We start from the raw sequence: 19,774 nt of genomic DNA on the forward strand, positions 1-19,774 counted from the left end.
TCTATCAGACTCTTTCGTGTCCGATTCCCCGTCGGAGCGGGGTTGCCTTCCGGTTCTTCGCTTTCGCGTTTCCCTTTCCGGCGATTCCGACTCTATCAGATCCTTTCGGGCCTGATTCCCAGTCAGAGTGGGCTGCCGTCCCGGCCCTTCGGCCGTTCCGACGTTCCAAACCCTAGCGGATTTCGCAGGCGACTCATAATCGAGTCTTCGAAATTAATTTCGGCATGCCGAAATGTATCCCGGCTGGGAGATCGCACTGAGTTTTGGTGCCGCATCAGCGGCGGGAGTGGCTGTCACAGAACCGTTCCGGCCACGTGACAACTCGAAGAACCTTACGGATCGGCCGGGGGTGTGTCAAGCGATCCCTGGCGCGCCGTTCAGTCCAGATCGGTCAGCCGGCCTCCGGCGTCCGGCTGGGCGTGCTCGACCCGGCGCAGGAGGCGGATCAGCATCTCGCCGAGTACTCCCCGCTCCTCACCGGAGAGGTCCTGGAGCAGCTCTTCCTCGAAGTCCGTGGCCATCCGCATCGCCTCCAGCCACTTCGTACGGCCCTCGTCCGTCAGCTCCACGATCACGCGGACCCGGTTGTTCTCGTCCCGGTCCCGGGTGACCAGGCCCTCGCCCGCCATGCGGTCGATGCGGTGGGTCATGGCGGCCGGGGTGAGTCCGAGTCGCTTGGCGAGTTCGCCGGGGCCGAGGCGGTAGGGGGCTCCCGAGACCACGAGGGTCTTGAGGACTTCCCACTCGGCGTTGCTGATGCCGAGATCGGCGACCTGCCGGCCGTACGCGACGTTCATACGGCGGTTCAGTCGGCCGAGCGCCGAGACGATCTGCTCGACCTGGGGGTCGAGGTCGCGGAACTCGCGCTGATACGCGGCGATCTGCTCGTTGAGGCTCGGTTCCTGGAGACCCGATGGGCCGGGCTTCTCGGGGGTGTCGGACATCGGGGCAGTATCGCACGCACCCTTCCTGGCGTTGAAGTCCTTCGATGTGTATTGTTGAGGTTCTAACTTTAGCTTTGAAGTCTTCAGGCTTGAGCTCTTCGGGCTCGGCTCGCTTCGGCTTTTCGATCTTTCGACCTCTTGAGGCAGGTGAGTGTGACCAGGGCGATGGGCGCAGCGATGCGCAGGATCCAGGCGGGGAACGCGCTGAGTGCGTTCGGGCTCGGGTTCACGGTTCCGTATCTCTATGTGTACGTGGCTCAGGTACGGGACCTGGGCGCCGGTACGGCCGGTGCCGTGCTGGCGGTCTTCGCCATGGCCGCACTTGTCGTACTGCCGTTCACCGGGCGGGTCATCGACCGGCGGGGTCCGCTGCCCGTGCTGGTGGCGGGTGCGGTGCTGGCGTCCGTGGGCGCGGTCGCCATGGGGGTGTCGGGGAGCGTCCCGGCGGCCGTGCTGTCCGCCGCGCTCCTCGGCGCCGGTACCGCCGTCATGCAGCCGGCGCTCGCCACGATGATCGTCTGGTGCTCGACGCCGTCGACACGGACCCGGGCGTTCGCCACCCAGTTCTTTCTGGCGAACCTGGGCCTCGGCGTCGGGGGGCTGATCGGCGGTCAGATCGTCGACCTGAGCAGGCCGGGCAGCTTCACGCTGCTGTTCTCCATCGAGGCCGTGATGTTCCTCGTCCTGGCGGCCATCGCCGCCACCGTCCGGCTGCCGCGGCCGGCGTCCCTCGTGAGCGCGCTGCCCAAGGAGTCAGGTGCCCGCGCTCAGGGCGGGCTCCGTGCGCTGCTCGGTCATCGGGCCATGGTGCAGCTGTGTGTGCTGGGCTTCGTGCTGTTCTTCGCCTGCTACGGGCAGTTCGAGTCGGGGCTCGCGGCGTACGGCACCGAGGCCGCCGGGATCGACCCGTCGACGCTCGGGATCGCGCTCGCCGCCAACACGGCGATGATCGTGATCGCGCAGTTCGTGGTGTTGCGGCTGGTCGAGCGGCGCAGGCGCAGCCGCGTGATCGCGGCGGTCGGGCTGATCTGGGCCGCTGCCTGGATCTTCGCGGGGTACGCGGGGCTCGGGCACGGCAGTCAGACGATGGCGACGGCCGCGTTCATCTCGACGTACGCGCTGTTCGGGCTCGGCGAGTCGATGCTGTCGCCGACCGTGGCGCCGCTGGTGGCCGATCTGGCGCCGCCGTCGATGGTCGGGCAGTACAACTCCGCGTTCGCGCTGGTCAAGCAGCTCGCGCTGGCGGTCGGCCCCGCGGTGGGCGGGCCGATGGCGGCCGCGCTGCACGGCCCGTACATCGTGACGTTCGTTCTGTTCTCGCTCTGCGTCACCGTGCTGGCGCTGCGACTGGGCAGGCGGCTCACCCCCGTACAGGACCAGCCGGCGCTGATCTCGGCGTCGCGTGTGGTCGCGCGGCACGAGCCGGAGACCGTGCTGACGCCGGCTCACTGAGGCCGCTCAGCTCAGTGGGGCAGTGCGAATTCGCACCAGACGGCCTTGCCGCCGCCCGGCGTGCGGCGCGACCCCCAGGACGAGGCGATCGTCGCGACGATCGAGATGCCGCGGCCCGCCTCGTCCACCGGTTCCGCGCGGCGGCGGCGCGGCAGATGGTCGTCGCCGTCCGTCACCTCGATGATCAGCCGGCGGTCCGTGCGGCGGAGCCTGAGGCGCATGGGCGGGGTGCCGTGCTGGAGGGAGTTCGCGACCAGCTCGCTGGTGGCGAGCACGCCCAGGTCGCGCAGCTCGACGGGGAACCGCCAGGAGGCGAGGACCCCGGTGGCGAAGGCGCGGGCGCGCGGGGCGGCTTCGATCCCGCCGAGCAGGTCGAGCGCGGCGTTGTGGAACAGCTCCGCGTCCTGGCCCTTGCGGGCGGGGTGCTGCAGAACGAGCACCGCGACATCGTCGTCATGGTCCGCGGTGACACCGAGGGAGCGGATCAGCCGGTCGCAGACGACCTGGGGTGAACCCTTCGCGCCGGAGAGGGCACGCTCCAGGGAGGCGACACCTTCGTCGATGTCCTCGCCGCGGCGCTCGACCAGTCCGTCCGTGTAGAGGACGGCGGTGGAACCCGGGGGGAGCGCGATCGAGCCCGAGGTGTGGATCCAGCCGCCGGTGCCGAGCGGCGGGCCCGTCGGCTCCTCGGCGCGCTCGACCGTTCCGTCCTCGGCGCGTACCAGGATCGGCAGATGGCCGGCCGACGCGTAGACGAGCCGGCCCTCGTTGGGGTCGTGGACGGCGTAGACGCAGGTGGCGATCTGGCTGGCGTCGATCTCGGAGGCGAGTCCGTCGAGGAGTTGCAGCACCTCGTGCGGCGGCAGGTCGAGCCGGGCGTAGGCGCGGACGGCGGTGCGCAGCTGGCCCATGACGGCGGCCGCGCGGACGCCCCGGCCCATGACATCGCCGATGACCAGCGCCGTACGCCCGGCGCCGAGCGTGATCACGTCGTACCAGTCGCCGCCGACCGCCGCGTCCGCGCCGCCCGGCTGGTACGTGGCGGCGACGCGCAGGTCGTCGGGCTGCTCCAGCTCCTGCGGGAGGAGCGAGCGTTGCAGGGTGACGGCGGTCTGGCGGTGCCGGCGCTCGCTGGTGCGCAGCCGTTCGGCGGCCTCGGCGTGGTCGGTCACATCGGCGGCGAAGATGAGGACGCCGCCGGTGCCACGGCAGTCGACGGGGGTGCAGGTGACCGTGTAGGAGCCTTCTCCGCGCGGCGCGGCGGACGCCCCGCTCTTGTGGTCCCTGGCTCCCTCGGCCTGTGCCCGCTGCTGGATCTTGCGGGATTTGACGGTACGGGACGTGCCGCTGCGCAGCACCTGGTCGAGCAGCGGGAACAGCCCCAGCTGGGCCAGCTCGGGGCAGCTCTCGGCCGCCGTGGCGCCGAGCGGGCGCGGGCCGAAGGCCGTGGTGTACGCGTCGTTGACATAGGCGACGCGGTGCTCGGGGCCGTACACCAGAGCGACCAGGGCGGGCAGCTCGCCGAGGATCTCCCGTACGGAGAGGTCTTCGAGGGCGGGGACGTCCGTCACGGGATCGGGCTGTCGCTCGTACTCACCACGGGCCGCGGGCACGGAGCCGCGGTCCGTCCGCGCGGCGGCGCGGCGCTGCGTACCGGGGAGTCGGGCGCTCCAACGCGTGAAGTTCACGAATTCTCAGGCCTCATGGTGTCGTGTGGCTGTTCGTCTTGGCCGGGCTGGTCGGGCCGGGCAGTCGTCGGGGCCGGTTGCGCCGAGCGGGCCGGATCACTCTGTGCAGATGTGAATCCACCTATGGTCACACGTCCAGTGTGGCCGAACGAACTGACAGCGACACCGGTCGCGCGCGGGTCGTTGACGTCGGCCGCCTTCCGGTCGTTGACGTCGGCTGCCTTCCGGTCGCCGGCGCCGGCCGTCCTGTGTCGTGGGCGCCGGCCGTCCTCCACACGGGACATCACGTGTCCTTGGGCCGTTCGCCTCCCGCGGCGAGTTCGAATTCGGCGCGCGGGTGTTCCAGCGAGCCGAGGGAGACGATCTCCCGTTTGAAGAGCCCGGAAAGGGTCCATTCCGCGAGGACGCGTGCCTTCCGGTTGAAGGTGGGGACACGGCTGAGGTGGTACACGCGGTGCATCAGCCAGGCCGGATAGCCCTTGAGTTTACGGCCGTACACATGCGCCACACCTTTGTGGAGGCCCAGGGACGCCACGGAACCCGCGTACGCGTGACGGTAGTCGCGAAGGGGCTCGCCGCGCAGGGAAGCGAGGATGTTCTCCGCGAGAACTCTGGCTTGACGTACGGCGTGCTGGGCGTTGGGAGCGCACTCCTTGCCGGGCTCGTCGGCGGTCAGATCGGGGACCGCGGCCGCGTCGCCGGCCGCCCAGGCGTGCTCGGCGCCGTCGACGGAGAGCTTCGCGGTGCAGCGGAGGCGGCCGCGCTCGTTGAGGGGCAGATCGCTGGCGGCGAGGATGGGGTGGGGTTTGACGCCGGCGGTCCAGACGACGGTACGGGTGCGGAACCGGGCGCCGTCGCTCAGCACGGCGACGCGGTTCTCGCAGGAGTCGAGCCGGGTGTCGAGCCGTACGTCGATATTGCGGGCGCGCAGCTCGCGGACGGCGTACTTGCCCATCTCGTCGCCGACTTCGGGGAGGATCCGGCCGGTGGCCTCGACGAGGATCCACTTCAGGTCGTCGGCCTTGATGTTGTGGTAGTACCGCGAGGCGTAGCGGGCCATGTCCTCCAGCTCGGCGAGCGCCTCGACGCCCGCGTAGCCGCCGCCGACGAAGACGAAGGTCAGGGCGGCGTCGCGAATCGCGGGGTCGCGGGTGGAGGAGGCGATGTCCATCTGCTCGATGACATGGTTGCGCAGGCCGATGGCCTCCTCGACGCTCTTGAAGCCGATGCCGTGCTCGGCCAGGCCGGGGACCGGGAGGGTACGGGAGACGGACCCGGGGGCGAGGACGAGTTCGTCGTAGGTGATGTCGACCGTGCCGGTGCCCTCTTCCTCGGAGGCGAGGGTCTTCAGGGTGGCGGTGCGCCTGGCGTGGTCGATGGAGGTGGCCTCACCAATGACGATCTTGCATTTCTCCAGCACACGGCGGAGGGGGACCACGACATGACGGGGCGAAATGTTCCCGGCGGCCGCCTCCGGCAGAAACGGTTGATAGGTCATATAGGGGTCGGGGGATACCACCATGACCTCGGCCTCGCCGCTCTTCAGCTTTCGCTGGAGGCGCAGTGCGGTGTACATCCCGACGTAGCCACCGCCGACCACGAGAATGCGCGCGGGGGGCGGGGACGCGGGGGTCGTCTCTTGATTGATCTCAGCCTTCACCATCCCATGACGCAACGGGCCCCGGTGTTTGTCCACAGCCCCGGCAAATTGTGTGACTGGGGGCCGTCAGCCGCGCCTGGCGGGCAAAAGCGCAGGTATTGACGAAGGCGCGCAGGTCAGCGGGGGCGCGCGGGAGGGCGGGTGTGGGGCGAATCAGGCATCTTCCGGTCCTTGCTCCGATCGGGGGGCGCTCTGTGCGGAACTACCCCTTCTGAATTGACCCGGGCTCAACTATGTTCGTACTTCGTCGGAGTGCCCGGTCGTGACTGCCCGTGCACCCGGCTGTCAGGGCGGGGCGTCTCCGGGGGGAGACATCATTACCGGGGGAACGGTATGCACATTCAGGATTCTCATTGGCAGACCACCGCCGTCGCGGACAGCGACGGACGGGCGGACATGGGCAGGGTCGGCCGCTCGGCGCCGCTCCGCGTGGACGCACAGCGCAATCTCGAACATGTACTGCGGGCGGCTCGCGAGGTGTTCGGCGAGCTGGGGTACGGGGCGCCGATGGAGGACGTGGCGCGGCGGGCCCGGGTCGGGGTCGGCACGGTGTACCGGCGGTTCCCCAGTAAGGACGTCTTGGTACGGCGGATAGCCGAGGAAGAGACGTCCCGGCTGACCGACCAGGCGCGTACGGCGCTGGGCCAGGAGGAGGAGCCGTGGTCGGCGCTCTCCCGGTTCCTGCGCACGTCGGCGGCTTCGGGCGCGGGCCGGCTGCTGCCTCCGCAGGTGCTGCGGGTCGGGGTGGACGTCGACGACGCGGTGGAGCTGGGCGGGCCGGCCGAGCTGCGGGTGCCGCCGCAGCGGCAGGCGGGGCAGCCCGATCTGCGGGTGGTCGCGCAGCGGCTGTCGGCGGAGGACCTGGATGACCCGGGCGCCGTCGAGCTGCTGGAGGTCGTGGGGCAGTTGGTGGAGCGGGCGCGGGCGGCGGGCGAGCTGCGGGTCGATGTGACCGTGGCCGATGTCCTGCTGGTGATAGCCACGGCCGCGCCCTCGCTGCCGGACGCGGCGCAGCAGGCGGCGGCTTCGGCGCGGCTGCTGGACATCCTTCTTGAGGGGCTGCGGTCCCGGCCTGTGTAGGGCGGGCCGGCGTGAGGGGTGTGCCGGCGCGTAAAGGATGGGCCGGCGTGACGGTGAGGCCACTCCGGTCTGTCATCGAACTGGCTTACGGGTGAAACCCGTTGTGCACTCCCCGAACGAGTGAAGGTTGCGGCGCGGATCGGGGAAACCTCCCCGGATGAGTGGTTGCCGGGCTTGAAGGCCCGAGCGGCGCGGCGCGCTGTGGCACGCTGGCTCGGTGTTCGGGTCAGAGGGTGCGTACGGGGGTTTCCGCGATGAGCGGTGACGGACGGGACGAGCCACTCGGTGGCGGCGGTACCGACGGCGGTGCGGATCCCGGCGGGACGCACTCCCGGCAGGTGCCGAACCAGGGCGGCCCCAAGGCGTCCCCCGGCGGGGTCGGCGGTCCGGCCGGCGTTCCCGAGCAGAGCGGGCCCGGCGGTTCAGGCAGGCCCGGCGGTTCCGGTTCCGGCAGGCCAGGCGGGCCGGGTGGTTTCTTCGGTCCGATCGTGCCTCACCCCGCGACCAGTCCGGGCGGGACCGGCGGCGCCGCCGGTGCCCCGGCCGAGGCGGCCGGCGGGGTGCCACCGCAGCGCGAGGGCCGCGGTGGACCTTCCGAGCCGGCCTCAACCGATTCACAGCGGTCCGAGACACCCTTGTCCGAGACACAGCCGGCCGAGACACCTCTGTACGGGACACCTGTGTACGGGACACCTCTGTACGGAACGTCTCCGTCCGAGCTGCCCGCTTCCCATCTGCCTCCGTCCGACGCCGATCTGATCCAGAGGATGCGGGACGGCGACGACAGCGCGTACGAGGAACTGTTCCGCAGGCACGCGGGCGCGGTGCGCCGTTACGCCAGGAGCTGCTGCCGCGACGCGCACACCGCCGAGGATCTGACGGCCGAGGTCTTCGTCCGCACGCTGCAAGCGGTGCGCGGCGGCGCCGGACCCGCGCAGGCGGTGCGGGCCTATCTGCTCACGACCGTACGACACGTGGCCGCGTCCTGGACGAAGTCCGCGAAGCGGGAGCAACTGGTCGACGACTTCGCGGTGTTCGCGGCGCAGGCCGCGCACTTCTCCGGGGCCTCGGGCACGGGCACCCTCGCCCTCGATCCGGGCGCGGACGTCAGGGCGATGCGTGAAGCCGACCGGTCCATGGCGATGGAGGCCTTCCGCAGCCTGCCCGAGCGCTGGCAGGCGGTGCTCTGGCACACCACGGTCGAGGAGGAGTCCCCGAGCGAGGTCGCGCCGCTCTTCGGGCTGACCCCCAATGCCACCGCGGTGCTGGCCGGCCGGGCGCGCGAGGGCCTCAAGCAGGCTTATCTCCAGGCGCATGTGAGCTCCGCGCTGACCTCGGGCGGCGACTGCGCGCGGTACGCCGACCGGCTCGGGGCGTACGCCCGCGGGGGTCTGCGCATGCGCGCGGAGCGCGGGCTGCGCCAGCACCTGGAGGAGTGCGTCAAGTGCCGCCTCGCAGCGGGCGAGCTGGCGCACGTCAACGCCGGGATCCCGGCGCTGCTTCCGGTCGCGGTCATCGGCTGGTTCGCCGCCGGCTATTCACTCAAGGCCGCCGGAATCGTGGCGGGCGGCGCCGCTGGGGCGGCCGGAGCGGGCGCCGTCGCCACCGCGGGCGGTGCTTCCGGAGGTGTCGCCGCCAGTGGGTCCGGCGGAGCCTCCAGTGGTACGACCGGCGCGGCCGCCGGGGGAATCGGCGCTCCGGTACAGGCCGGGCTCGCGGGGATGGTGGCCGTCGCCGCGGTCGCCGGTCTGGTGTGGGCGCTGGTGCATGATCCCCGTCCCGCGCCGAGGGCCGAGGCGAAACCGCCGGCCGCGGGGCCCGTCGTACCGCCGCGTGAGGACCCCTCGCCCGAACCGCCGGCCCCGCCCGCACCCCAGCCGGCCCCACCCTCCGAAAAGCCCGCGCCCCGCCCCACGGCGAAGCCCGCTCCGGCCGCCACCCCGGTCCCCGGTCCCGAGCCGACGACGCCCGCCGTGCCCGAGCCGTCGGCGCCCCCCGACCCGAAGCCGCCGGAGCAGGACCCCAGCCCCGAGCCACCGCCGCCCGAGGAGCCCCCCGCCCAGGTCTCCTACCAGCTCAGCCAGTTGGCGTACGGCATCTTTGGTGACGGCTCCGAGCCGGAGGTGCGGCTCAGTGATAGCGGCTGGCTCTGGCGGCGTTCGGGCATGTCGACCGGCGGCGCCCGTTACGGACACGGGGTGACCGTGCACGCCCCGTCCTCGGTCACCATCGATCTCAACCGGCGCTGTTCCAGCTATGAGGCCAGGGTCGGGGTGGACGATCTGACGCTGGGACTGGGCTCCGTGCGCTTCTCCGTCTACGGCGACGGGGGCCGGCTCTGGCGCTCGCCCGTACTGCGCGGCGGCGACGCGGCCGTACCCGTACAGGTGGGGATCGCGGGACAGCGGACCATCCGCCTGGTCGTGGAGCCGCACACGCCGTTCGACGTGGTGGCGCTGGCCGACTGGGCGCAAGCCCTGATCACCTGCGACTGACGCCCAGGTCCGCGAGCACGCTCACCGGTGCAGCGTCGGGCGCGGAATCACGCCGCCGGCCACCGCACGCTGCCGCGGCGCCGCCGCTCCCGTCCAGCAGGTGCCGCGCCGGGACAGCAGACGCCGCAGCCACAGCTCCGTGGAGACCAGGTCCGCCAGGCCGTCCAGCGGCACCGGCTCGCCCTCGGCCGCCGCCCGCAGGGCCTTGCGCACGACCCGCGCCTCCACCAGCCCCGCGTCGGCCAGCAGCGGCGCGTCGAAGAGGCTGATCAGCTCACCGACGGCCGAGCGCAGGCCCGCGCGCGTCGCGGCGGCCGAGCCGGCCCGCGAGGTCGCGCCCCAGCCCGGCGGCAGATCGTGGATTCCCGCCCCGGCGAGCACGGTACGGAGCACCTCGGCGCGGGCGCCCGGCTGCACCCGCAGCGCCTCGGGCAGGTCGCGGCAGGCCCGTACGACCTGGTTGTCGAGGAACGGGGCGTGCAGGCGCTGGCTGCGGATCTCGGCGGCCTGCTCGAAGACGCGGTGGTCCGCCGCGTACCGGGCGAGCGCGGCGCGGGCGCGGGCCTCGCCGGGGCGCTGGACGGAGGTGGGCCGGGTCGCGGCCCCCGTCAGCCGAACCGATACTTCAGCGAGTGCCTCCCCGGTCAGCCAGCGCGCGGCGGGACCGGGCCTGGACCAGGTGAGGGCCGCCAGCGAAGCGGCCAGCGGGCCGTTCGACGCGGCGGAGCCGGCCGCCCGGTTGGCCGCAGGGAGGAGGGCGGCTGCCTCTTCGAGACCGGTGCGGTACGGCGTACGGGCGAGGCGGCGCGCGGCCCGGTAGACGGTCAGCGGGATGAACAGCGAGGACGGCGAAGGGCCTTCGGCCTTGGCGAGCGCGGTGACCGGGTGCAGCAGATGGCGTCTGCGCCGGTCGAGCAGCAGGTCGGCCAGGCGGGCCGGATGCGCGTCGAGCACCTCGCGCGCGCCGGATCCGGTGAAGTGGTCGGCGCTGCCCGCGGCCAGCCGTCTGCGGTGCCGTTCCGCGGTGACGAGGGAGGGCCCCGGCTCGTCGGTGAGCGGGCCTTCCAACTCGGCGTACGGCAGCGCCTCTTCACCGGCCGCGACGACCACGTGGTGCAGCCGGGGGTTGGCGGCCATGGCACGGGCGCGTTCGAGTTCGGCCTCGTCGCGGCTGCCGGTGGCCAGGTCGTTGAAGGTGACGGCGAGCAGCCGCTCCCCCGCGCCGGTGCCGTGCCCAAGGATCGTGCCCGGCGCCCCCGGCAGCCCCGCGGCCAGCAGCGCGAGAGTCCCGGACGCGCTGCCGCCCGACAGGTCCGCGCCGATGCCGGGGACGGGCGCCCCGCGCGCGGCGCGCCGTTCCGCGGGGCCCATGCCGGGGACGGGACCGGGGTCGGGCGGCAGTGTCTCGGGTGCGTGGCGCGGGGCCAGGAGTCGCGCGCGTACGGCTTCGACGAGCGCGTCCCGTACGCCTTCGACGGCCCGCTCCGGGTCGCGCTGGGGCCCGGCGACGGCGAGGGAGGCGACCGGCTCGTATCCGGTGATCTCGCGCGAGCCCTCGCGCAGGACCAGCGCGTGTCCGGGCGGGATGCGCTTGACCCCGTCGTACGGCGTGGAGTCGCGCAGCGCCTCCGGGGTCTCGGGGCAGGCGAGGAGCGCGGCCAGATGCCCGATGTCCAGCTGCGCCTCGATGAGGTCGGCGAGGGGCAGGGCGGCGGTGGCGTACGCGGTGCCGCCCGCCCAGGGTGTGTAGAAGACGGGTCTGGCGCCGGCCAGATCGCCGGCGACGGTGATCCTGCGGCCGATCTGGGCGACGGTCGTGTAGCTGCCCGGCCAGGCGGTGAGATGGCGCAGCGCGCCGCCGCGCGCCGCGAACAGGCCGACCCGCAGTTCCTCGTCGGTGGCCCCGCAGCAGCCGAGCACGGCGAGCCGGGTGAAGGGGTCGACGGTGACGACACGGATCTCGTCGGGCCGCCAGTCTCCGACGGCCCACAGCGGATCCGGGTCGCCCCAGAGGAGTTGGGAGCCGACGGGATGCACGCTGCGGCTCTCGGCGTCGTCGCCGGCGGGCCCGACGGCCCCGGTCGTACCGAAGCGCGCGGCGATACTGCTCCACCCCACCAACCAGCGCATCGCCGCCTCCACAGCCTGTGGACAAGTCGAGCCCCGGCTCAAGAACTCGCACAGGAGCGCTCAAGTCGAAGCCGTTCGGGAACATGCTGCCACGACAACGGCGCACAGGAGGGCCTACGGGAGCGCGGGAGCCAATGCGAATGCGCCCCTGGCATTGGCCATTTGGCGGAGATACGGCCCTCCGCGGACAGGCAGCATTCAGCCAATCTCCGGGCCCGGTACGGCACTTCAGCACCGGAATACGTTCAGTCCGGGAGGCGTTTCCCGCCTCCCGGACTGATCCACCGCCCGCGGGGATTGGGGCGGCGGTGTCCCCCAGCCCACTGGTTCCAGTACGCAGTGGGCCGACCCACGCAGGACTCATGGAAGCGCTGCCGCTTGATCCAGGCCAAGAGCGCACGGCCGGGCGCACGGCCACACACCCGGAGCACGACACCTCGCCGGAGGACTTAGGCTCGGACCGCGGCACGGACAACAATCCCGCCATACGGAAGTCCGCCCCTTAACGGTCGGGATGTGGCGAACTACGCTGGGTTTACGAATGCCGCGCGCCTATGCCGCGACGCGGCGGCCGTCTGTGTGTCGAGGGGTGGCGCATGTCCAGGGAGCAACGCGGGCCGAACGAAAAGCTCGGCACGGTTCTCGCCCTCGCGGGAATCAGCAACGCCGGCCTCGCCCGGCGGGTCAACGACCTCGGGGCGCAGCGCGGTCTGACACTTCGCTACGACAAGACCTCCGTGGCGCGATGGGTCTCGAAGGGGATGGTTCCGCAGGGTGCGGCGCCCCATCTCATCGCCGCCGCCATCGGGGCGAAACTGGGACGTCCTGTCCCGCTGCACGAGATAGGTCTGGCGGACGCGGATCCGGCCCCCGAGGTCGGGCTCTCCTTCCCGCGTGATGTGGGCGAGGCGGTGCGCGCGGCGACGGAGCTGTACCGGCTCGACCTGGCGGGCCGCCGGGCGGGCGGCGGTGGCATCTGGCAGTCGCTGGCCGGATCCTTCGCAGTGAGCGCGTACGCGACGCCCGCCTCCCGGTGGCTGATAACACCCGCCGACTCCTCCGTCGCCCGGGATCCGGCGGTGGCTCAGGCGGCGCAGGGAGCGCACGGCGGCCCACCGGGGCAGGGCGGCCAAGCAGGTCAGGGCGGCGCGGATGCCGCCGCGGAGATCTCGCCGCTGCGGGTCGGCCACAGCGATGTGGCCAAACTGCGGGAGGCGGCGTCCGACGCCCGGCGCTGGGATTCCAAGTACGGCGGCGGGGACTGGCGTTCGTCGATGGTGCCGGAGTGTCTGCGGGTCGACGCGGCGCCGCTGCTCCTCGGCGCGTACAGCGACGAGGTGGGCCGTGGGCTGTTCGGGGCGACCGCCGAGCTGACCCGGCTGGCCGGCTGGATGGCCTTCGACACCGGACAGCAGGAGGCGGCGCAGCGGTACTACATCCAGGCGTTACGGCTGGCGCGTGCGGCGGCCGACGTACCGCTCGGCGGCTATGTGCTCGCCTCCATGTCGCTCCAGGCGACCTACCGCGGCTTCGCGGACGAGGGCGTGGATCTCGCCCAGGCGGCGCTGGAGCGCAATCGCGGTCTGGCCACGGCCCGCACGATGAGCTTCTTCCGGCTGGTGGAGGCGCGGGCGCACGCGAAGGCGGGCGACGCGGTGGCGGCCGGGGCCGCGCTGAAGGCGGCGGAGGGGTGGCTGGAGCGCTCGCGGGAGGGCGACGCCGATCCGTCCTGGCTGGGCTTCTACTCGTACGACCGGTTCGCGGCCGACGCCGCCGAGTGCTACCGGGACCTGAAGGCGCCGCGACAGGTGCGGCGCTTCACGGAGCAGGCGCTGTCCCGGCCGACGGAGGAGTTCGTGCGCTCGCACGGCCTGCGGCTGGTGGTGAGCGCGGTCGCCGAGCTGGAGTCGGGCAATCTGGACGCGGCGTGCGCGGCGGGCACCCGGGCGGTCGAGGTGGCGGGGCGGATCTCGTCGGCGCGGACGACCGAGTACGTACGGGATCTGCTGCACCGCTTGGAGCCGTACGGCGACGAGCCGCGCGTGGCGGAGCTGCGGGAGCGGGCGCGGCCGCTGCTGGTCTCACCGGGGTAGCCGATCGCACCGGTCTGCCGATCCGTGGTTTAAGCACGCTGTCGGCGGGCCAGTGCACTATCGGGGTGGGAGGTGACGCGCGATGACCGGACGCGTCGGATTCGACTGCGAGGTGCTGGTGATCGGCGGCGGGATCGTCGGTCTGTCGACGGCGTACGCGATCACGCGCGCCGCTCCCGGCACCCGGGTCGTCGTGCTGGAGAAGGAGCCGGGCCCGGCGCGCCATCAGACGGGCCACAACAGCGGGGTGATCCACAGCGGCGTCTACTACCGCCCGGGCTCCCTGAAGGCGCGGTACGCGGTGCGCGGCTCCGCCGAGATGGTGAAGTTCTGCGCGGAGTACGGCATCGCCCACGAGGTCACCGGCAAGCTGATCGTCGCGACCCGGCGGGACGAGCTGCCGCGGCTGCACGCGCTGGTCCAGCGCGGCCGGGAGAACGGCATTCCGGTGCGGGAACTGGGCCCCGCGCAGATAACGGAGTACGAGCCGCAGGTGCGCGGCCTCGCGGCGATCCAGGTCGGTACGACCGGCGTGTGCGACTTCGGCGCGGTCGCGAAGCAGCTCGCGGAGTCGGCGGAGGCGGCCGGGGCGTCCGTGCGGTACGGCGCGGAGGTCACCGTCGTCGACCGCCGCCCCTGGGGTGTCGCGGTCCGTACGGCGGCCGGCGAGGTCGTCAGAGCGCGGGTCCTGGTGAACTGCGCGGGGCTGCAGTGCGACCGGGTGGCGCGGCTGGCGGGCGACGACCCGGGGATGCGGATCGTGCCCTTCCGGGGCGAGTACTACGAACTGGCCAGGCCCGCTCTCGTACGGGGGCTGGTCTATCCGGTGCCCGACCCGGCGTTCCCGTTCCTGGGCGTGCATCTGACTCGGGGCATCGACGGCGCCGTCCATGTCGGGCCGAACGCCGTCCCCGCGCTGGCCAGGGAGGGCTACTCCTGGTCGGCCGTACGCCCCGGTGAGCTGGCCGGCACCCTGGGCTGGCCGGGCTCCTGGCGGATAGCCCGTAAGCACTGGCGGTACGGCGCCGGCGAGCTGCACCGCTCCCTGTCGAAGCGCGCCTTCGCCACGGCCGTACGGCGCCTGCTCCCCGCGGTCACGGACGCGGACCTGCACCCGGCGGCGGCCGGCGTAAGGGCCCAGGCGGTCCTGCGCGACGGTACGCTGGCCGACGACTTCCTGATCCGGCAGACCCCCCGCACGGTCCACATCCTGAACGCCCCGTCGCCGGCGGCGACGGCGTCGCTGCCGATCGGCCGCGAGGTGGCGAGACGGGCGCTGGCGGTGCTGGCGGCGGACTGAGCCGGGCACGCGGCGCCGGGCACACGATCCCGGGCGCGGGGACGGCGAGGGCACGGGGCGTCGGGCACGGGGCGGCGAGGGCACGGATCCGGGCTCCGTAGAATCGGGAGCACTGTGGCCGAGCGCGAGAAGACCGAGATGACCGAACCGACCAAGACCGAGAACCGCACCACGAGCCGGATGTTCCCCGACGGGACGGGGCCCGCCGCCGATCCCGCCGGATCGCATTTCGAGCGGCGCATCCGCAGTTTCCAGCCGCGCAGGAGCCGGGTGACCACCGGCCAGGCCGACGCGCTGCGGCGGATGTGGGGTGCCTGGGGCCTGGACATCGACGGGCAGCGGGTCATCGGGCTCGACGAGATGTTCGGCGGGCTGCCGGTCGTCCTGGAGATCGGGTTCGGCATGGGCGAGGCCACGGCGCGGATGGCCGCCGCCGACCCCGGCACCGGAATCCTCGCCGTCGATGTGCACACCCCCGGCCAGGGAAATCTGCTCCGTCTCGCGGAGGAGCACGGACTGTCCAACATCCGGGTGGCCAACGGCGACGCGATCATCCTGCTCGGGGAGATGCTGCCGCCCGAGTCCCTCGCCGGGCTGCGCGTCTACTTCCCCGACCCCTGGCCCAAGAAGCGGCATCACAAGCGGCGGCTCATCCAGCCGGAGTTCCTCACGCTGGCCGCGGGCCGGCTGAAGCCCGGAGCCGTACTGCACTGCGCGACCGACTGGGAGCCGTACGCCGAACAGATGCTGGCGGAGCTCACGGCCCACCCGGGCTTCGAGAACACCCAGCAGGATGGCGGCTACACGCCACGGCCCGCCTTCCGGCCGCTGACCCGGTTCGAGGGGCAGGGTCTCGACAAGGGGCATGTGGTGCATGACCTGCTGTTCCGCCGCGTGGCGGAGTTCCCTCTCAGCTGACATGACCGAGGGTAGTGGCGTGAACACCATCGCCAGCTGTCGGTGCCCCTCGTTAGGGTCATCGGGTGTCAGAACCGTCCCCGCAGCGCATCGGTCCCCATCCGGCTCCGCATCCGGCGATCCCCGTCTACGAGCAGCAGGAGCAGCTCGGTGACCTGTGGTCCGCCGTGCCGGAGCCGGCCCGCAGGCGTTACCGCCCGCGCCGCGCGTTCTGGCGCCACCGGGCGGTCCGCGCGGGGGCCGTGATCACGCTGCTGGCCCTCAGCGGTCTGGTGATCCTCGCGCTCGTCCGGGACCAGACCGGCACCCAGGGCTTCCTGGTCGGCCTCGGCCTGGCCGTCCTGCCCGTGCCGCTGCTCATGGCGGCCTTCCGCTGGCTGGACCGGGTCGATCCCGGCCCCTGGCGAAATCTGCTGTTCTCGTTCGCGTGGGGCGCCTGCGCCGCCGCCCTCGTCGCGATCATCGCGAACTCCTTCGCGACCCACTGGATAGCCACCGCCACCGCGGACCCGGCCGGTGCGGAATCCCTCGGCGCCACGGTGATAGCGCCGGTCGTCGAGGAGAGCGCCAAGGCGGCGGCGGTCCTGCTGGTCTTCCTCTTCCGCAGACGGGACTTCACCGGGCTCGTGGACGGCGTCGTGTTCGCGGGCTTCACCGCCAGCGGCTTCGCGTTCACCGAGAACATCCTCTATCTCGGCACCGCCTTCGGCGAGGACCAGAGCCTCAACGGCTCCGGCTTCGCCTCCATCACGGCCGCGACCTTCTTCGTACGGATCGTGATGTCGCCGTTCGCCCACCCGCTCTTCACCGTGCTGACCGGCATCGGCTTCGGACTGGCGGCGATGGCGAACCGCCGCCAGAAGATCCGCCGGTTCGCCTGTCCGCTGCTCGGCCTGGCCCTGGCGATGGGGATGCACGCGTTGTGGAACGGGTCCTCGTCGCTCTTCGGCCCGTACGGCTTCTACGCGGTGTACGCGGTGTTCATGGTCCCGGTCTTCGCCCTGCTGACCTGGCTGGCGATCTGGAGCAGACAGCGTGAGCTGCGTACGGTCTCGGCCCAGCTGCCCGCGTACGCCGCGGCGGGCTGGCTGACCCCGGCCGCGCCGCACGCGCTCTCCTCCATGCGGGCGCGCACGATGGCGCGCGACTTCGCGGCGCGTGCGTACGGATCGAAGGCGGCCAGGTCGGTCGGGGAGTACGAGGCGTTCGCGACGTCCCTGGCGTTTCTGCGCGACCGGGCCCACCGCGGGACGGTGGGCCCAGACTTCGTCGAGCGGGAGCAGGAGCTGCTGCACCATCTGTGGCAGCGCAAGGACATAGCCGGGCCCGCGCTGACCTACGCGGCGCGGGCCACGGGCCGGGTGCGGGTGCCGCCGCCGTACATCGACTACGACGGCTACAACCCGTACCGCCAGTACTAGTGCGCCTCCCGGCTACCGACTGTGGGCGGTCAGGCTTCCGGCGTCGGGCTTCCGGCGCGGTCCCGGGCCGAGAGCCCCGAGCCCCAAAAAAAAGGGGCGTCAGGCGGACGCGGCGGTGAGTTCCGCCAGCTCCTGCGCCGTGAGCTCCAGGTCGGCCGCCGCCAGCAGCGCGGGCAGCTGCTCGGTCGTCCGCGCCGACGCGAGCGGCGCGACGACGGTCGGCTGCGCCGCCAGCCACGCCAGCGCGACGGTCGCGATCTCGGCGCCCCGCGCCTCGGCGATCCGGTCCAGCGCACCGAGGACCTTGATGCCCCGCTCGGTCAGCAGATGCTTGCCGGCGCCGCCGGCGCGCGCGCTGTCGACCGTGACCCCCGGCCGGTACTTGCCGGTGAGGAAGCCGGACGCGAGGGCGTAGTACGGCACGGCGGAGAGCCCGTAGCGGATCGCGGTGTCCTGGAGCGCGCCCTCATAGGTGTCCCGCGAGACCAGGTTGTACTGGGGCTGGAGGGCCACATAGCGGGCCAGCCCCTCGCTCTCCGAGAAGGCGATCGAGGCGGCCAGCCGCTCCGGGCTGATGTTGGAGGCGGCGATGGCGCGGACCTTGCCCTCCCGCACCAGCTGGTCGAGGGCGGTGATGATCTCCTCGACGGGGACGTTCGGGTCGTCGAAGTGCGTGTAGTACAGGTCGATGTAGTCCGTACGGAGCCGGCGCAGCGACTCCTCGGCGCCGGTCTTGATGGTGGTCGCCGACAGGCCGGTGTACTGCGGGTGGCGGCCGACCTTGGTCGCGACAAGCACGTCGGAGCGGTTGCCGCGCGAAGCGAGCCAGTTGCCGAGGACCGTCTCGGACTCACCGCCCTCGTTGCCAGGCACCCACGAGGAGTAGGTGTCGGCGGTGTCGACGAAGTTGCCGCCCGCGGCGGCGTACGCGTCGAGCACGGCGAAGGACTGCGCCTCGTCGGCGGTCCAGCCGAAGACATTGCCGCCGAGGGCGAGCGGGAAGACGTGAAGGTCGGAGGAGCCCAGCTTGCGCAGATCAGTCATGGGTTGATTCAACCCCGGCGACGGGCCGCCCTATTCCGTTCCCCCGGGCTTTCGCCGCGTTTTGACCGCGTTTTCGCCGCGCTATCGCCGTGTTTCGTCAGGGGAAGAGCCGGCGGCTCCGGCGTCGGGGGGTGAGCGCCGGAGCCGCCGGGGACTGTGCGTACGTCAGGGAGTGAGGCCCATGCCCCGCAGCCAGCTCATCGGGTCGACCCCCGAGCCGCCCGGCGTGTGGATCTCGAGGTGCAGATGCGGACCGGTCACATTGCCGGTCGCGCCGACGCGCCCGATGACCTCGCCCGTGGTGACCTTCTGCCCGGCGCTGACGGTCATCGAGGACTGGTGGCAGTACCAGATCTCCGTACCGTCGGCCAGCTCCAGGACCGTGCGGTAGCCGTACGAGCCCGACCAGCCGGCCGACTTCACAGTGCCGCTGTGCACGGCCTTGACCGGCGTGCCCGTCGGAGCGGCGAAGTCCAGGCCGGTGTGGTAGCCGGAGGACCACATGGAGCCGGACTCACCGTAGGTGGAGGTGAGCGTGTACGAGGAGGTGGGGAGGGAGTAGCTGGCGGCCAGCTTGGCGAGGCGCTCCGCCTCCGCCTTGGCCTTGGCCTCCGCCTCGGCCTTCTTCTTCGCCGCCTCGATCTTCTTCTCGGCCTCGGTCTGCTGCTTCTTCGCCTGCGCCGCGGCCTTCTCGGCGGCCGCCGTCTCCGCGGCCGCCTTCTCCGTGGCGTCGGCCTCGGCCTGCTGCTGCTCGGCCTGCTGGAGGATGCGGGCGCGCAGGGCCTCGCCCGCGTCGGTGGCCCCCTGCTCGGCGTCGGCGGTCGTGAGGCCGGCCGTGGTGAGCGGTGCGGTGGCCAGCAGGTCGGGCTCGGCGTCGTCCGATGCCAGGGAGCCCACGCCGGGAAGCGATTTCGCGTCCGGGAGATTGTCCGCGATGGCGTCGGGCAGGGATATGGAGACCGCGGGCTTGTCCTGCGCGGTGGCCATGCCGCCCGCGCCGACGGCGGCGAAGACGCCGACACCGAGGACCGTGGAGCTACGGGCGAGCCCGTTGCGGGCGATTCCGCTGCGCTTGGCGACGCGGTGTCTGCCGCGTACGGGCCGGAGGGACTCCTCGGTGGGATTCCACTCCCCCCATGCCCCGTCTGCCTCGTTACCGAAGGTGTGAGTTTCGAAGGGGGCTGCGGGGGCAGGCTTGTTGGACGCCACTGGGGCGCGCTCCTTTCCTTCCTTCTCGCCTACCGGGTTAGCTGACGGGTTCGGAGCAGGAAGGTCTCCTACGGGTGTTCTCGCTGCTCAGGGCAGCAGAGGGCACCCGATTCACCCCAATTGGTGGTTCCCCGGTTCCCTTGCGGGATTCGGCGCGTGCGCACGGTGCCATCTCTGGCGACGGCTGGGACGACCGCGCTGCGTTATCGAACGTTAATAGAGACCCGGGTCTTATTCCAAGCCGTTCCGGGTGATCATTAACAACTTCGCATCGGACGTACCAGGACACATGGAGTCGCAACCGGGCGAGTTGACCCTCCATCAGAACACGTTTCATTCC

General features: G+C 72.0%; 13 protein-coding genes and 1 riboswitch. Of the genes, 7 read left to right on the plus strand and 6 right to left on the minus strand.

What is annotated here, in order from left to right; translation table 11 throughout:
* Positions 1–377: 377 nt before the first annotated feature.
* On the minus strand, positions 378–944 hold the full coding sequence (locus ACZ6MZ_RS00005; RefSeq protein WP_389785898.1) for a MarR family winged helix-turn-helix transcriptional regulator: 567 nt from the start codon (positions 942–944) through the stop codon (positions 378–380).
* 165 nt (positions 945–1,109) lie between these two features.
* Between ACZ6MZ_RS00005 and ACZ6MZ_RS00010 the strand changes: the two genes are divergently transcribed.
* Positions 1,110–2,396: an MFS transporter gene (locus ACZ6MZ_RS00010; protein WP_389785897.1), complete on the plus strand. Its 1,287-nt coding sequence runs from the start codon at positions 1,110–1,112 to the stop codon at positions 2,394–2,396.
* 11 nt (positions 2,397–2,407) lie between these two features.
* Here ACZ6MZ_RS00010 and ACZ6MZ_RS00015 read toward each other — a convergent pair whose 3' ends face one another.
* Complete coding sequence (locus tag ACZ6MZ_RS00015; RefSeq protein WP_384334962.1) at positions 2,408–4,084, minus strand: ATP-binding SpoIIE family protein phosphatase; 1,677 nt, start codon at positions 4,082–4,084, stop codon at positions 2,408–2,410.
* A 283-nt stretch (positions 4,085–4,367) separates the two neighbouring features.
* The gene (locus ACZ6MZ_RS00020) at positions 4,368–5,747 is read right to left on the minus strand and encodes an NAD(P)/FAD-dependent oxidoreductase (RefSeq protein WP_384189035.1); all 1,380 of its coding nucleotides are present in this window, start codon (positions 5,745–5,747) and stop codon (positions 4,368–4,370) included.
* A 330-nt stretch (positions 5,748–6,077) separates the two neighbouring features.
* Between ACZ6MZ_RS00020 and ACZ6MZ_RS00025 the strand changes: the two genes are divergently transcribed.
* A complete protein-coding gene (locus ACZ6MZ_RS00025; protein WP_384189037.1) occupies positions 6,078–6,824 on the plus strand; it encodes a TetR/AcrR family transcriptional regulator in 747 nt (248 codons plus the stop codon).
* A gap of 254 nt (positions 6,825–7,078) precedes the next feature.
* The gene (locus tag ACZ6MZ_RS00030) at positions 7,079–9,319 is read left to right on the plus strand and encodes a sigma-70 family RNA polymerase sigma factor (protein WP_469348828.1); all 2,241 of its coding nucleotides are present in this window, start codon (positions 7,079–7,081) and stop codon (positions 9,317–9,319) included.
* A 21-nt stretch (positions 9,320–9,340) separates the two neighbouring features.
* Here the strand turns inward: ACZ6MZ_RS00030 and ACZ6MZ_RS00035 are convergent, their stop codons facing one another.
* Positions 9,341–11,449 carry an asparagine synthase-related protein gene (locus ACZ6MZ_RS00035; RefSeq protein WP_469348830.1) on the minus strand — a complete coding sequence of 703 codons (2,109 nt, stop codon included), beginning with the start codon at positions 11,447–11,449 and terminating at the stop codon, positions 9,341–9,343.
* A gap of 596 nt (positions 11,450–12,045) precedes the next feature.
* Between ACZ6MZ_RS00035 and ACZ6MZ_RS00040 the strand changes: the two genes are divergently transcribed.
* The 4 genes from ACZ6MZ_RS00040 to ACZ6MZ_RS00055 all read left to right on the plus strand — a co-directional run bounded on the left by ACZ6MZ_RS00040 (position 12,046) and on the right by ACZ6MZ_RS00055 (position 17,181).
* Positions 12,046–13,542, plus strand: a complete 1,497-nt coding sequence (locus tag ACZ6MZ_RS00040) for a sporulation protein (RefSeq protein ID WP_384189043.1) — start codon at positions 12,046–12,048, stop codon at positions 13,540–13,542.
* A gap of 82 nt (positions 13,543–13,624) precedes the next feature.
* A complete protein-coding gene (lhgO, locus tag ACZ6MZ_RS00045; RefSeq protein ID WP_384189045.1) occupies positions 13,625–14,842 on the plus strand; it encodes an L-2-hydroxyglutarate oxidase in 1,218 nt (405 codons plus the stop codon).
* A gap of 138 nt (positions 14,843–14,980) precedes the next feature.
* Complete coding sequence (gene trmB / locus ACZ6MZ_RS00050) at positions 14,981–15,760, plus strand: tRNA (guanosine(46)-N7)-methyltransferase TrmB (protein ID WP_469348832.1); 780 nt, start codon at positions 14,981–14,983, stop codon at positions 15,758–15,760.
* Between the two features lie 65 nt (positions 15,761–15,825).
* Positions 15,826–17,181, plus strand: a complete 1,356-nt coding sequence (locus ACZ6MZ_RS00055) for a PrsW family intramembrane metalloprotease (RefSeq protein ID WP_469348833.1) — start codon at positions 15,826–15,828, stop codon at positions 17,179–17,181.
* 99 nt (positions 17,182–17,280) lie between these two features.
* Here ACZ6MZ_RS00055 and ACZ6MZ_RS00060 read toward each other — a convergent pair whose 3' ends face one another.
* A complete protein-coding gene (locus ACZ6MZ_RS00060) occupies positions 17,281–18,225 on the minus strand; it encodes an aldo/keto reductase (RefSeq protein WP_469348835.1) in 945 nt (314 codons plus the stop codon).
* 165 nt (positions 18,226–18,390) lie between these two features.
* Positions 18,391–19,434 (minus strand): M23 family metallopeptidase, encoded by a 1,044-nt coding sequence (locus ACZ6MZ_RS00065; protein WP_384334945.1) that lies wholly within the window; start codon positions 19,432–19,434, stop codon positions 18,391–18,393.
* 11 nt (positions 19,435–19,445) lie between these two features.
* Positions 19,446–19,599, minus strand: a riboswitch (cyclic di-AMP (ydaO/yuaA leader).
* Positions 19,600–19,774 lie beyond the last annotated feature (175 nt).

The sequence above is a fragment of the Streptomyces sp. NPDC042201 genome, from assembly GCF_055582185.1.

Bases quoted from the DNA above. Each gene is read 5' to 3' on its own strand.
- ACZ6MZ_RS00005 (WP_389785898.1), bottom strand. From the start codon at position 944: ATGTCCGACACCCCCGAGAAGCCCGGCCCATCGGGTCTCCAGGAACCG.
- ACZ6MZ_RS00010 (WP_389785897.1), top strand. From the start codon at position 1,110: ATGGGCGCAGCGATGCGCAGGATCCAGGCGGGGAACGCGCTGAGTGCG.
- ACZ6MZ_RS00020 (WP_384189035.1), bottom strand. From the start codon at position 5,747: ATGGTGAAGGCTGAGATCAATCAAGAGACGACCCCCGCGTCCCCGCCC.
- ACZ6MZ_RS00025 (WP_384189037.1), top strand. From the start codon at position 6,078: ATGCACATTCAGGATTCTCATTGGCAGACCACCGCCGTCGCGGACAGC.
- ACZ6MZ_RS00030 (WP_469348828.1), top strand. From the start codon at position 7,079: ATGAGCGGTGACGGACGGGACGAGCCACTCGGTGGCGGCGGTACCGAC.
- ACZ6MZ_RS00035 (WP_469348830.1), bottom strand. From the start codon at position 11,449: ATGCGCTGGTTGGTGGGGTGGAGCAGTATCGCCGCGCGCTTCGGTACG.
- ACZ6MZ_RS00040 (WP_384189043.1), top strand. From the start codon at position 12,046: ATGTCCAGGGAGCAACGCGGGCCGAACGAAAAGCTCGGCACGGTTCTC.
- lhgO (WP_384189045.1), top strand. From the start codon at position 13,625: ATGACCGGACGCGTCGGATTCGACTGCGAGGTGCTGGTGATCGGCGGC.
- trmB (WP_469348832.1), top strand. From the start codon at position 14,981: ATGACCGAACCGACCAAGACCGAGAACCGCACCACGAGCCGGATGTTC.
- ACZ6MZ_RS00060 (WP_469348835.1), bottom strand. From the start codon at position 18,225: ATGACTGATCTGCGCAAGCTGGGCTCCTCCGACCTTCACGTCTTCCCG.